Below are 10,561 nucleotides of genomic sequence, written 5' to 3' on the forward strand. Positions count from 1 at the left end.
ACACCCCATGAATAAGCCTCTTTCGCTCACCATCAACCATAATCCAGGTCATAACATCACCAGTCAACGCGATGACGTTGTACTCGATGTCAACTCTTGTGGCACCAGTTTCAGGCAACCAACCACGGACAAGTTCCTGGAACTTCGAGAAAACAGAAATGTCGTCAGCTCCAGACACGATTGACATCAGCTCATCCTCTACCTCTCGCTTTTGCGCGTCTTGATGCAGTCACGAACCTTTTGCTCCTGCTGCATCTCTCCGAGCCGGTTCTTCTGCCTTCAGGCCCCGATCTTCATCCAGTCGGGGATCGCACCGGGGTCACGGGGGAAGACCTCCAGCTCCTTGGCGCAGTCCTCCGCCGTGTACGGCGGGTCGAGGACCGGCTCGCGGTCGTAGTCGAAGTCGGAGATGAGCTTGTAGCCCTCGCTGCTCTTCATGGACAGTGCCGCCCAGGTCCAGGTTCCACCACGGGGGTGAGCCATGAGCGCCCGCAGGCGCACGGCCTCACGGACCAGCTCAACGGGCATCTCGTTCTCGGCCCACTGGGCGCGACGCAGAATGCCGCGGGACCTGAGCACACGGCTCGTCACGGCGGCGCGCGTCCCCACGCCCTCAACCTCCACCACGACCTCCTGGGCGTCCACGGACTGCATCCAGTTTCCCCAGTCGGTCGACATGTTCTGGAGCAGGACCATCTGGTCCTCCATCTGGCCACCCATCGGCCCATCCATCATGCCGTCCATCGGTCCATCCATCATGGTCACAATCCTCTCTGCCCGGCCGATTCCGGACCACGCGGTCTGATTCCCCCGATTCTGCCCGACCCCGGCTGCACGCAACGAACCAACGACGACCGATGCGTCACAATCCGCCACCGGCAGACACCAGGCGTGGTTTCCTCCAGGATCCTCGGGCAGAATGACGTCACGACAGCAGTCACTCATTGACCATTCGTCTTCCTGGTCGTCCGCTCGTCACCGCACCACAAGGAGCACCGCGTGTCCAGCAACCAGCCCCGCCAGACCAAGGCCCAGCGCCGTGAGGCCGCGCGCCTCAAGGCCAAGGAGCTGCGCGAGGCCTCAGCCCGTCGCGAGCGCCGCAACATGATCGCCCGCCGCAGCTTCATCGGGATCGCGGGCCTGGGAGTGACCGGCGGACTCGGCTACCTCGTCTACCGCGGCGTCGAGGCCAAGAAAGGCACCAGGGACGACAAGGCGTCGTCGAAGTTCCCCGCACCGAGCGAGGGCCTGGCCACCGCGAAGGCGAACCAGGAAGGCATCCCCAAACAGGTCCTCTCCGATGCCTCCTGGACCTACGGCGAGGGCTCCACTCTCGACACCGTCGCCGCCGCAGCTCCCATCCTGGACATCTACTTCGACTACTCCTGTCCTCACTGTGCCGAGTTCGACGTCCTCCACACCCAGGAGATCAACCAGCTCCTGAGCGGCAAGAAGATCACCCTGGCCCTTCACCCCGCCAAGATCCTCGATCAGGAGTGGACCAGCGCGGTCATGAACGCGATGGGCGTGGTGCTCGACGAGGCCCCGGCCCAGTCCTTGAGCTTCCATGGCGCCGCCTTCGAGATCCTCGCCCAGGCCATTCAGACCAAGAGCCAGAGCAACATGACGGTGGAGGGCCTGGTGGCCGCCGCCACCAAGGTGAACGTCCCCAAGGAGGTCTCCGACAAGTTCAAGGCGGCCATCGACTCCGACAAGTACGGCAAGTGGGTCAAGCTTGGTACCGAGGCCTTCGCCGCCAGGGACCTGCAGAGCACCCCCACCATCTTCTTCAAGGGTGAGAAGGTCGACCTGAGCAAGCTCCAGACGCAGACCTCCTTGACCGAGCTCGTCGCTGCCGCCACCCCGACGGCGCAGCCCAGCCAGCAGGCATCTCAGCAGCCCAGCCCGCAGCCGACTCAGCAGGGCTGATCCCACGCTGGGACCCGCCGCCGGGGCGGCGGCTCTGCACAGGTCTCCTCCCGGCACCCACGGGCCCGGACGGCGACGGGCGCCGCACCGTCTCCCCCGGTTTCCCGCCCCGGGCCGGTCTGTGTCAGACTGTCTCACGCACCTGCGGCCCCCTGGCCGGCCGCGCGCCGCTTTAGCTCAGTTGGCAGAGCAGCTGTCTTGTAAACAGCAGGTCGTCGGTTCGAGTCCGACAAGCGGCTCCACTCATCACCCGCAGCCGTCCGGGGCCCGGCCGCACCTGTCACAGCCCCACCCACGGCCCGGCCACGAGCGCACCACCGGGAGGGGACATGTCGGTGACCACAGCAGACGCGGCGTCCTGCGCCCTCCACGACGCCGGTACCTGCCGCTCCTGCCCCCACCTGTCCCTGCCGATGCCCGCCCAGCTGGCCACCAAGCAGTCCCGCGTCGCCGCCCTCCTGGTCGAGCACGTCCCGGTCGACCTGTGGCAGGCACCGGCGGCGAGCGCCCCCACCGGCTTCCGCAACAAGGCGAAGATGGCGGTGGCCGGGACCGCCGCCCACCCCACCCTGGGGATCCTCAATGGCGCCGGGGGCGGCGTCGACCTGCGCACCTGCCCGCTGCACGTGCCTGCCATCGAGGCGGCCCTGCCAGTGCTGGCCGACCTCGTCACCGAGCTGGGCCTGCGCCCCTACGACGTGCCCGCGCGCCACGGCGAGCTCAAGTACGTCCTGGTGACCGCCTCGCCCGACGACGACCTCATGGTGCGCTTCGTCCTGCGCTCCCGCCGCTATCTGGATCGGCTGCACGCCGCCGTGCCGGACCTGCGTCGGCGCCTGCCCCAGCTGGCGGTGGCCGCCGTCAATATCCAGAGCGTCCACCAGGCCGTCATCGAGGGGCCCGAGGAGATCGTCCTGACCGAGAAGGACCGCCTCCTCATGCGCCTGAGCCTGCCGTCACCGGAGCGCGGAGGCCAAGCAGGCCTGCGCGCCGACGGCGTCGAGCTGCCCCTCTACCTGCCCACCCGTTCCTTCTTCCAGACCAACACGGCCGTGGCCGAGGCCCTCTACGCCACCGCCCGCGACTGGGCCGAGGAGGCCCGGCCGGCCCGGGTGTGGGACCTGTTCTGCGGCGTCGGCGGCTTCGCCCTGGCCCTGGCGGCGCCCGGCCGCCGGGTGCTGGGGGTGGAGGTCTCGGCGTCGGCCATCGACGGGGCGCGCGCGGCCGCCGACCTCATGGGACTGGACCCGGCCCTGGTGCGTTTCGAGGCCGGAGACGCCCGCGTCCTGGACCCGGCCGCCGGGGATCGCGTCGGCGGGGCGCAGCGCCCGGACCTGCTCGTGGTCAACCCGCCCCGGCGCGGGATCGGGGAGCAGCTGGCCGGCAGGATCGAGGCCTCCGGCGTGGGCCGGGTGCTCTACTCCTCCTGCAACCCGCACACGCTGGCGGCGGATCTGGTGCACCTGTCCTCGATGCGGGTGGTGCGCTCGCGCCTGTTCGACATGTTCCCGCACACCGATCACGCCGAGGTGCTCGTGGAGCTGGTGCGGGACTGAGCCCGCGGCTACTCGAGCTCGGCCAAGGCGGCGCGCACGTCGGCCAGGGCGCTGTTGATGGCCTCGGCCTCGAAGGGGACCTCGAGGTCGCGCAGGCGCACGGCCAGGTCGGCCAGGTCCCGGGCCTCGCCGAAGCCCTGCTCGGCCAGAGTGCGGGCGGCGGTCACGGAGTCGGCCTGCCCGGCGCCGGCGGCTGCGGCCGCCTCGAGAACCTCCAGGATCGGGCCCTGGATGACGCCCAAGTCCTCGGCCACGACATCCAGCTCGCCTCCCACCAGCTCGCGACGCGCGTCAAGCAGGTCGACACGCTGGGTGAGGTTGTCGGCGCCGTCGCTCAGCGCCGAGCACAGCTCGGTGAGGCTGCCGACGGCGTCGTTGGCGTCGACCTCGTCCTGGCCCTCGAGGATCTGCAGGGCGAAGATCCCGGCGGCCAGGTTGTGCAGGCGGGCCAGGGCGACGCGGAAGCTCACCGAGTCCAGGTCACCGCGCAGCGCCTCGATCTGGCTGCTCAGTGGGCGGAGCTGCTCGGAGCACTCCAGGACCAGGGCGTCGACCTGCTGGCAGCGTGCGGCGACGTCGTCGGCCTGCTCCCCGTGGCCCAGGGTCGTGACGTCAGCGCCGACGGCCCGCATGGCCTCACGCAGGGTGCCCAAGCGGGTCGAGAGGGCCTCGATCTCGCCGGCCCGCTTGCCCAGGAGATCGGCGAGCCGCTGCCCCTCCTGAAGGATGCCGACCAGCCCGGCGGTCTCGGCCTCGATCCGGCCCATGGCGCCCAGGATCCGGGCCACGGGGCCCTCGGCCTGCGGGCTGTCGGGGATGCCGACGCCGTGGGCCAGCAGCTCGCCGACCTCGGCGACCAGCACCCGGCGGGTGAAGTCGATGGCGTCGGCGTAGCCCAGGGCCTGCAGCTCGGCCTGGAGAGCGGCCTGCCCGGCGGCGGCCACCTCCCGGCGGGTGGAGCCTGCCGCGGCGGAGGCCTCCTCGACGTCGCGAACCCGGGCGTAGGCGGCCTCGATGTCGTCACGCAGGTCGGTGAGCATCGGCAGGGTGCGCACCGACAGGTAGCCGGAGCCGGAGGGCACGATCGTGGCGAAGACGCGGTAGTGGCCCTCATCGGAGGAGCGGTTGGTGATGTAGGCGCTGGCGGCCCGGCCCTCCTCGATGGCGTCCCAGATGGAGCGGAACAGGCCGGCGGGCATGTCCGCGTGCCGCACCACGTTGTGGGCCCGCCCCACCAGGGCGCCGCGTGGGTAGCCGGACAGGCGCATGAAGGTGGAGTTGGCGCGGCGAATGCGCCCGTGGGAGTCCGTGGTGGAGAAGAAGAGCTCGTCGACGGCGAAGACGTGCTCGACAGGAGCTGCGGACTCGACCATGAGTGACCTTCCTTGGGGCGGTGCAGGCGCGCGGCGTCCGAACTGCGGCGGCTGCGGGGCGTTGTGGGACCTTGGTCGGAAGCCTACTCTTGACCGGCCTTCGAGGCGGCCGATCCCGGTGGGAGGACGAATCACAGTGGCCACGGCGCGATGGGGCTGTTTTCTGCCGATCGAGCGGTCGAGGCCGGAGGCCGCAGCGGGCCCGCCGGCGCGGCGCCCGGGAATGACTCCCCATGAAGGGAGCGCGTCAAGGCCCTGACAGGGCTGGGCGGGCTCCCTAACCTGGCGTCATGACCCCACGTGATCTCATGATGAGCCCATCGGACTCCGACCACTGCGGCCTGGCCCGCCGCCAACTGCTGGCACTGGGCGCCCTGGTTCCCGCTGCAGCGGCGCTGCTGGGCGGCTGCTCCCTGGCGTCGGGCACGCAGCTGACCTCCAAGGTCGCCCACGAGAAGGTCAGCCTCTCCGACGTCGCCTCCCAGGCGGCCAAGGCCGCCAGTGCCTGTGACCAGCTCGGGAGCAAGCTCCTGACCCACTACCTCAAGGAGGACTCGGCCGCCACGGCGATGGCCTCCCCGCTCAGCCTCGCCCTCGTCCTGGCGATCCTGGCCGACGGCGCCACGGACGCCTCCACCCAGGGCTATGACGCGCTCCTGGGACTCTCGGGCCAGGACCGCGACCGGGCCTGGTCGGCTATCCAGACCTCCCTGAACCGCTACGACGGCGAGCTCAAGGGCTTCGACCCGGACAAGGTCCCGGACAAGCCGCTCGTCCACCTGGCCAACCACGTCCTCATCGCCGATAGGAAGGACTTCAAGGTCAAGCAGACCTACCTCGATGCGGTGCTGCGCTGGTTCTCCACCGAGATCGAGCAGGTCGGCGTGGACTCCATGAAGGAGAACCTTGACGCCTGGGCCTCGCGCAACACGGCCGGCCTCATCCCGAACAGCGGCATCAAGGTCACCCAGGACACGCGCCTGGTGGTGCAGAACGCGCTGCTCTTCGCGGCCCAGTGGGACTCCCCCTTCACGGCCGGGGACACCTCGCAGGAGGACTTCACGCTCGCCGGGGGCAAGACCGTCAAGGCAGACCTCATGCACGACACGCGCTCCATCCCCCACGCCACCGGGAAGGGCTGGGCGGCAGTGCGCCTGCACTACGCCAGCGGGGAGGACGGTAGGGACTCCGACCTCGCTCTCGACGTCGTCCTGCCCGACGCCGGTACCCTGCCGGGCGCCATGGACGCCGGGACGTGGGCGGAAGCATCGAAGGCCCTCGATAAGGCCGAGACCCGCGAGGTGGGGCTGGCCCTGCCCAAGCTGGACCTCGCCTCCGAACCCAAGGAGCTCCTCGACTTCCTTAAGGAGCAGGGGCTCAAGCCCGATGGCCTGGACAAGATCGCGCCCGAGCTCGGACTGACCCAGGTGGTCCAGCAGGTGCGCCTCATCCTGGATGAGGAGGGCACGGTCGCGGCCGCCCTGAGCGAGGCCGCGGGGGAAGCCATGGCGGCACCGGGGCCGCAGACCGAGCCGATCAAGTTCACGGTGGACCACCCCTACGTGCTGCGGCTGCGGGACCTGACCAGCGGCACCGCCCTGCTCGAGGCCGCCATCATGGATCCCACCGTCAAGACCATCGGCGACTCGGCCTGACCGGGCCTGCTGGCGGCCGGAGCGCCCTAACAATCCGAACGCTCCATCTCGCTGGCCGAGGCACGCCGCCGGATTCTTCCGGTCGGTGGGACGACTTGCCGCCCGGAGCGATTCCAGGCGGTAGGCTCCAGGGCTGACAGGAAGCCGTTGCGTGACCAGCCCGTCTCGGCCCGCCGCCCTTTTCAACCAGCAGGAGAACTCCTCATGACCGTCGAGCTCGTCACCACCTCCAGCCCGGAGATCGTCGAGGCCATGGAGCGCCTCATCCCCCAGCTCTCCCGCAGCGCCCCGGCGCTGAGCGCCGAGCAGTGCGAGGCCCTCATCGCTCAGGAGGGGGTCTTCCTCTTCGTCTTCCGACCCGAGGCTGAGGCCGGCCAGAGCGCTCCGATCCTGGGCATGCTCACCCTGGCGACCTTCACGATCCCCACGGGCCTGCGCGCCTGGGTGGAGGACGTCGTCGTCGACGGTGAGGCCCGCGGCCAGGGCGCCGGGCAGGCCCTCGTGGAGGCCGCCGTCGAGCACGCCGGGAAGCTGGGCGCGCGCACGGTGGACCTCACCTCCCGACCTTCGCGCGAGGCTGCCAACCGCCTCTACCGCCGCGCCGGCTTCGAGCTGCGGGAGACCAACGTCTACCGCTACGCCAAGGCCTGAGCAGCACGCCCCGCGGCCCCTTCCCGCCGCCATCACTTCGACCGAATCTTCAGAAACGACCCGGAGCCGCGTCTTTTTTGAAGTTTCTGTCGCTGTGTAGGAGCGCCGAACTAGTAGGTGCTCAGACAGGTGGGCGGGAGGCGCCAGCAGCGAGCGGGACCGGCCTCCGTATACCGTCACGCCAGCAGGGCGTCAATGAAGGCAGCCACGCTCGGGGTGGTGCGCCCGCCAGCGGCCTCGACGACCTCGCCCGGGGCGCCGGCCATCGCGCAGGGGACGTCGGCCCGCTCGAACATCGAGATGTCATTCCAGGAGTCACCCACGGCGGCCACCTCGCTGACCTCCACACCCTGCTCGGCCAGGAGCTCAGCGAGCCGGCCCAGGCCCGTTCCCTTGGACTCCCCCGCGGCCGTGACGTCCACGAAGCCGGTCGAGCGGGTGCAACTGATGCCGTCCACCGTCTCCTCCAGGCCCCGGGCCAGCGCCGCAGCGGCCCGAACATCCGGGATGTGCAGCGGCATCGACGTCACCCCCAGGCCCGCGACCTGCGACAGGGGCGCCGCGGTGAAGCGGTCCGGCGGCGTGCGCTGGTCAGTGGACAGGCCGATCGGGTCGTCCAGCACGTAGTCGCGCTCGAGGGTCGAGGCGAACACGGAGACGGGGGCCTGGGCGACGTCGCCGACTGCCCGCACGACCGCCCGCACCTGGCCGGCCTCAAGCGTCCGGGTGCGGTGCACCTGACCGGCGGCATCAATGACGGTCGTGCCCGTGGCGCACACGGCATAGTCGTAGTCCAGGCCGATGGACGTCGAGGCCCGAGCCACCTCGACGGCGTGCTGCACCAGCCGCACCGAACGCCCCGTGGCCAGCACCAGGAGGTTGCCGGCCGCCCGCCAGCGCACGAGGGCCTCGGCGTCGGCCTGCCCGACGACGTGGTGGAAGACAAGGGTGCCGTCGAGATCCGTGGCGAGCAGGCGCATGCCGGCGAGCATAGCCCGCGCTCCCCGCACCCGCCGCGCGCGTCAGTGCACCAATGCCGCAACACTTCGACCGAATCTTCACAACAGACCCGGAGCCGCGTCGATTGTGAAGTTTTGGTCGAAGTGTGCGGGGGCTAGAGCGTCGGTCGCCCCATGAGGGAGTCAATGAGGTCGGCGAGGCTGGAGACCGTGCCGTCGCACTGGGCCACCACCTCCGGCGGCGACCAGGGCAGGGCGTAGGAGTGGTCGGCGGCGGCGTGCATGGAGATGTCATTCCAGGAGTCCCCGATCGACCAGGTCTCCACCGGCTCCAGCGGGCCCGAGCCGACGCCGAGCCCCAGCGAGCCGCCAGCCGCCGCCTCGCCGGCCACACCCGTCGCAGCCTCCCCGGCCCCGCCGGCTACTCCCGTCCCGAACGCGCCCTCCCCAGACACCCCGATCGCCTCCCCGATGGACGGCTCAGCCAGGCTCGCCACCAGCTGCCTGAGGCCCGCCCCCTTGGAGGCCGAGGCCGGCACGACGTCGATGAAGTCCTGGTTGCGGAAGCCCACCGCCTGCCCCTCCCAGCGCCGGTGCAGGTAGGTCTCGGTGCGCGCGGCCATCTCCGGGTCGGTGAAGCGCATCGGCACCCCGATGACCTCGCGCCCGTCCAGCTCTCGCCGGGTGGCCGGCCGGAACAGCGTCAGCAGCTCGGAGCCGGAGCCGATCGTGTCGTAGACGAGCAGGTCCTCGTCCAGCCCGGTGGTGAAGACGGTGACTCCCGGCGCCCCTTCGACGAAGTCGAGGATGTCCTCGACGACGCCGGCCGGCAGGGCAGTCGAGTAACGCACCCTGATGTCCTCGTCCACGATGGCGGCCCCCGTGTAGAGGATGGCGTTGTCGAACTCCAGGCCCATGGGCACCACGACGTGCTCCAGCGCCGAGACCGACCTGCCGGTGTTGATGACCAGGAGGTTGCCGGCCGCCCGCCACCGGGCCATGGCCTCGCGGTCACGCAGCGAGATCGTCCCGTTGAAGACGATGGTGCCGTCCAGGTCGGTGGAGATGAGCCTGCGTGGCATGGGAGTCCTTTCCGTTCAGGTTCTGCCGGTCTCCAGCCGCCTCAGAGCGGCCCGCGAGCCGCCCGGGAATCGCTAGGAGCCGTCAGCAGCCTTATTCTCCTCATTCTTCGCAGCAGCGTCAGCGGACTCGTCAGCCTCGTGACCCGCGCCCTCCTGGCGGGCCTTCTTCTCCGCCTTGCGGGCCTTCTTGGCCTGCTTCTTGTCCTCGCGCTCCTGGCGCTCACGGGCCCACTGGGCATAGTCCTGCAGGAGGCTGCGCGAGTCGGGGGTGAGGATCCTGTTGTCCTCGAGCAGCCCCTCGGCGCGCAGGGTCATGAATCGCAGGTACTCGGGGTTGCGGGTGAGCCCCCACTGGCGCTTGGCCTCCTCCAGGTCGGAGACGTCGCGGCGCACCTGGCGCTCGATCATGGCGCGTCCGCCCATGAGGAAGATGGCCACGAGCAGGGCCAGGATCGAGCCGATCCCCCGGGTGAAGGGGTAGAGGACGCAGGCGATGACCATGAGCCAGGTGACGTACTTGCCCATGGAGTGGGTGTATCCGCGCCAGCGGCCGTCGTCCCCGGTGGCCCAGGCACGGAGCTTGGCGCGCCCGTCAGGATCCCCGCCGTTGAACCAGTCGCGCACCCGGGCGCCCAGGGTCCTTCCGGCGTCGGTCTTGCTGTTCTCACTCATGCTGGTCGCCTTCCAGGATCGTGGTGATGAGCTCGGCCATGGAGCCCGCGGTCGTCCCGCATGCGGCCGTCACCTCCGGTGGGGACCAGGGCAGGGCAACGGCGTGGTCGGCGACGGCGTGCATGTCCAGGTCGTTCCAGGAGTCGCCGATGGTCCAGACCTCGATGCTCTGTCCCGCCAGGGGCCCGTCCAGGAGGGCTCGCAGGCCCGCGCCCTTGGTGGCGCCGGCGGGCACGACGTCGAGGAACTCCTGGTTGCGGTGGCAGTCCAGGACGCCCTCCCAGCGCTGGCTGAGGTCGTGGTGGAGGCGCTCGCGCAGGGCGTCATCGGTGACGCGCAGGGGCACGCCGATGAAGCGGTGGGAGTCCATCTCCTCCAGGGTCAGGTGCTCGAAGACCGCGAGGATGGAGGAGATCTCCTCGTTGTTGTCGGCCAGGATGTAGTCGGTCTCGATGGTGGTGGCGTAGGTGGTCACCCCCGGCAGGTCGACTGTGCGGGCGGCCACGTCGCGGGCGACGCCGTCGGGCAGGAAGCGGGCGGAGAGGACCTGGTAGTCGCCGTCGATGAGGACCGCCCCGGTGAAGACGACGCCGTAGTCGAAGTCGACGCCCAGGGGCGCCAGGACGTCGCGGGTGGCGAAGGAGGACTTGCCGGTGTCGACGGCCAGGAGGTTGCCGGCGGCCC

The 10,561-nt window shown here is 70.1% G+C and carries 10 protein-coding genes, 1 tRNA gene and 1 pseudogene; 5 read left to right on the forward strand and 7 right to left on the reverse strand.

What is annotated here, in order from left to right:
• Both BKH20_RS14295 and BKH20_RS12445 read right to left on the reverse strand, forming a co-directional pair.
• A pseudogene (locus tag BKH20_RS14295) lies at positions 1-187 on the reverse strand (hypothetical protein); the annotation flags it as partial.
• Between the two features lie 92 nt (positions 188-279).
• Positions 280-759, reverse strand: a complete 480-nt coding sequence (locus BKH20_RS12445) for a hypothetical protein (protein ID WP_256693182.1) — start codon at positions 757-759, stop codon at positions 280-282.
• A gap of 240 nt (positions 760-999) precedes the next feature.
• Here BKH20_RS12445 and BKH20_RS12450 point away from each other — a divergent pair, with 240 nt between their 5' ends.
• The 3 genes from BKH20_RS12450 to BKH20_RS12460 all read left to right on the forward strand — a co-directional run bounded on the left by BKH20_RS12450 (position 1,000) and on the right by BKH20_RS12460 (position 3,485).
• Positions 1,000-1,929, forward strand: a complete 930-nt coding sequence (locus BKH20_RS12450) for a DsbA family protein (protein ID WP_075391327.1) — start codon at positions 1,000-1,002, stop codon at positions 1,927-1,929.
• 166 nt (positions 1,930-2,095) lie between these two features.
• Positions 2,096-2,171, forward strand: a tRNA-Thr gene (locus BKH20_RS12455).
• An 87-nt stretch (positions 2,172-2,258) separates the two neighbouring features.
• Positions 2,259-3,485 (forward strand): methyltransferase domain-containing protein, encoded by a 1,227-nt coding sequence (locus tag BKH20_RS12460; protein ID WP_075391328.1) that lies wholly within the window; start codon positions 2,259-2,261, stop codon positions 3,483-3,485.
• An 8-nt stretch (positions 3,486-3,493) separates the two neighbouring features.
• Here the strand turns inward: BKH20_RS12460 and BKH20_RS12465 are convergent, their stop codons facing one another.
• A complete protein-coding gene (locus tag BKH20_RS12465; protein ID WP_075391329.1) occupies positions 3,494-4,858 on the reverse strand; it encodes a PAS domain-containing protein in 1,365 nt (454 codons plus the stop codon).
• 311 nt (positions 4,859-5,169) lie between these two features.
• Here BKH20_RS12465 and BKH20_RS12470 point away from each other — a divergent pair, with 311 nt between their 5' ends.
• Together BKH20_RS12470 and BKH20_RS12475 are read left to right on the forward strand one after the other, a co-directional pair.
• Positions 5,170-6,513, forward strand: a complete 1,344-nt coding sequence (locus BKH20_RS12470) for a serpin family protein (RefSeq protein WP_075391336.1) — start codon at positions 5,170-5,172, stop codon at positions 6,511-6,513.
• A 204-nt stretch (positions 6,514-6,717) separates the two neighbouring features.
• Entirely contained in the window at positions 6,718-7,164 is a 447-nt protein-coding gene (locus BKH20_RS12475; protein WP_075391330.1) for a GNAT family N-acetyltransferase, read from the forward strand.
• A gap of 176 nt (positions 7,165-7,340) precedes the next feature.
• On the opposite strand, the gene BKH20_RS12480 is transcribed toward BKH20_RS12475, so the two are convergent.
• The 4 genes from BKH20_RS12480 to BKH20_RS12495 form a co-directional block, all read right to left on the reverse strand.
• Entirely contained in the window at positions 7,341-8,144 is an 804-nt protein-coding gene (locus BKH20_RS12480) for an HAD family hydrolase (protein ID WP_256693184.1), read from the reverse strand.
• A gap of 134 nt (positions 8,145-8,278) precedes the next feature.
• Positions 8,279-9,205 (reverse strand): HAD hydrolase family protein, encoded by a 927-nt coding sequence (locus BKH20_RS12485; protein ID WP_075391332.1) that lies wholly within the window; start codon positions 9,203-9,205, stop codon positions 8,279-8,281.
• Positions 9,206-9,277: 72 nt separating this feature from the next.
• On the reverse strand, positions 9,278-9,877 hold the full coding sequence (locus BKH20_RS12490; RefSeq protein WP_075391333.1) for a hypothetical protein: 600 nt from the start codon (positions 9,875-9,877) through the stop codon (positions 9,278-9,280).
• A partial coding sequence (locus BKH20_RS12495) for an HAD hydrolase family protein (RefSeq protein ID WP_075391334.1) occupies positions 9,870-10,561 on the reverse strand: 692 nt, incomplete at its 5' end. The genes BKH20_RS12490 and BKH20_RS12495, both read right to left, overlap by 8 nt.

The sequence above is a fragment of the Actinomyces oris genome (assembly GCF_001937445.1).
Classification (GTDB): domain Bacteria; phylum Actinomycetota; class Actinomycetes; order Actinomycetales; family Actinomycetaceae; genus Actinomyces; species Actinomyces acetigenes.